At 73.0% G+C, this 2119-nt stretch carries 2 protein-coding genes; one reads left to right on the forward strand and one right to left on the reverse strand.

The window, feature by feature from the left end; all coding sequences use genetic code 11:
• Nucleotides 1-474: 474 nt before the first annotated feature.
• A complete protein-coding gene (locus VM324_15005; GenBank protein HVM00600.1) occupies nt 475-1044 on the reverse strand; it encodes a nucleotidyl transferase AbiEii/AbiGii toxin family protein in 570 nt (189 codons plus the stop codon).
• 728 nt (nt 1045-1772) lie between these two features.
• On the opposite strand from VM324_15005, the gene VM324_15010 reads away from it, so the two are divergent.
• Nucleotides 1773-2119, forward strand: a 347-nt coding sequence (locus VM324_15010) for a hypothetical protein (GenBank protein HVM00601.1), incomplete at its 3' end; no start/stop codon positions are given.

The following is a 2119-nucleotide window of genomic DNA, read 5'->3' on the forward strand; positions in this document are numbered from 1 at the left end:
AGTCAACCCCCCGGAGGGACTCATCCATCGGAACCGGAACGCTCGACCCGGACATCACCTGTCCGCCGAGCCGGAGATCAGCTGTCCGTCAAACCGGACCGCGCTGACCGCCTACACGGAGATAACCATGGCCGCCGGCACGGCTGCGCCGGTTCGCCACGGTCGCCGAGGGCCTGACGCGCCGGCTGCTGGTGGTGACCGCTGACGCTGACCCCGCGGCGCGTGCACCACCGCCGGGGCCCCCGGTGGTGGTGGCCGTCGCCGCGGTCGGCGTGGCCGCGGCAGCTGATGGCGAGCTTGTCGGGCGAGGTGGCTCACACGGGCGGACGGGTGAGCCCCGGCCGGGCCGGTGACGATCACCCGCCGCACGGGATCAACGAGGTCCGCCCGCCTTCCTACTCGGCCGAACGGCGCATCCGACGCTGACCCTGGGCACGCCTGGGCCGTTCGGCCCTCCTGGAGTGTGCCGGTCCGCTACCAGCCCTCGTCGTCGTCGGGCACGTCACCCCGCAGAAGCTCGACGTCGGCGAGGTCCCGCAGGGCTTTGCTGCGCCTGCGTGCAGGGTCCTCAGCCGCTCGCTGCTTCATGGCGATGAGATCGGAACGGACCGCGACGGGAACCTCGGTCCGGCCGACGGCAACCGGCTCAGCGCGCCCGATGACCTCGTCGAAGTGCGGGTCGAACGCCACCTGCAGCGGCTCACCCGTGCGGTGACGGAAGTTGACGCTGTGCGCGTGCTCTCCCCGGAGGGCGAAGCCGGCCTCGCTGAGCACCTGCGTCACTCGCTCGCGAGCGACGGCCGTGGCGACCGCGAGGTCGACGTCCATCGTCGCTCGAGGGACGCCGGCGCGGACCCCGACGGCGAGACCTCCGATGAGCGCGCACGGCATGCCGGCGCGGTCGAGCGCTGCCACCGCCTCCTGCAGCGCGGTCAGTTGGTCAGCGTGATCCACTGATGCCTGCCCCTCGCCCGACAGCAACCGGCGCTCACGCGCGGTGAGCGACGTCGCGAGCCTGAGCGCCGCCTCCGGTCGTTGCACCATCGCCTAACGATACGCCAACGCTGTCGTATGAGCGCCCGCAGGGCCGGCGGGCAGGCGCACGCGGCCATGGGACCCGACCGCGACGCCAGCGTGGTGGACGCCCGCACGTCCCGTCGCGGTGGCGCACCACCAGCGGAACCCCGTCGGGCGACGGGCCCGCGGTGCACCACACCTCGTCGCGAGCGAGGTCGATCACCCAGAAGCCGGGGATCCCTACGGCGGCGTACAGCGCCGCCTTCAGGCCGAGGTCGGTCCGCCTGCTGGACTGCCGCGACCTCGACCCTCAGCGTCGCGGTCGTCGGGTGGTGTCACGGTAGGTGGGCAGAGGTCCGGCGGAGGCCAACGTGTCGATCACCGCCCTCAAGGACGCGCTGTCGGAGGTGGACCTCCCCGCCGACAAGGACGGCTTCGTGCGCGCCGCCGAGGCGCACGCGTGACGAGGAGACGCAACAGGGCGCTGCGGTCGCTGCCGCCGGTCGAGTACGCCAACATCGACGAGGTGATCCACTCGGTCAATGCCGACGTCGGCTCGGGCCCGGTCGACGCGGTCCACGCCGATCCCCACCGCAAGCCCCCGAGCCCCGACGTCGCCGAACGGCCGCGCTGGAGACGCGCGGCACCCAGCGGGTCTTCAGGAAACCTTCAGCCGTTCTTCAGGGTGTCTTCAGGAACGCCTGCGAAAGTGTGGTAGCCCGAGCAACGCAACACGACACACAGGCGACCCGCACATGACCAAGCCGCGTTCCCTGACCCGCACGACCACCCTGCCGGCCGTGGTGCTCGCCGGCCTCCTGGCCGGCGCCGTCTGCGTCCCGCTCCGGGCCAACGCCTTGGACGTCACGGGGGCCGCGACCGACCCGGCGGCAGCCGCCGCCGACGTCCTTGGGCCCACGCCCGGCACGCTGGCGGAGCCGGGCGAGGTCGACCATGGGCCGGCCGCCGGCACGCTGCAGCAGGTTGGCAAGGCTGTGCCGCTGCCCGACCCGTCCGTGCCGCCGGTGTCTTCGCCCCCGCCCCACGTGTCCGTGTCCGTACCCGTGCGGGTTGGCTCCGCCCCCGAACCTGGCGCCACACC

It is taken from the genome of Egibacteraceae bacterium, from assembly GCA_035540635.1.
Taxonomy (GTDB): Bacteria; Actinomycetota; Nitriliruptoria; order Euzebyales; family Egibacteraceae; genus DATLGH01.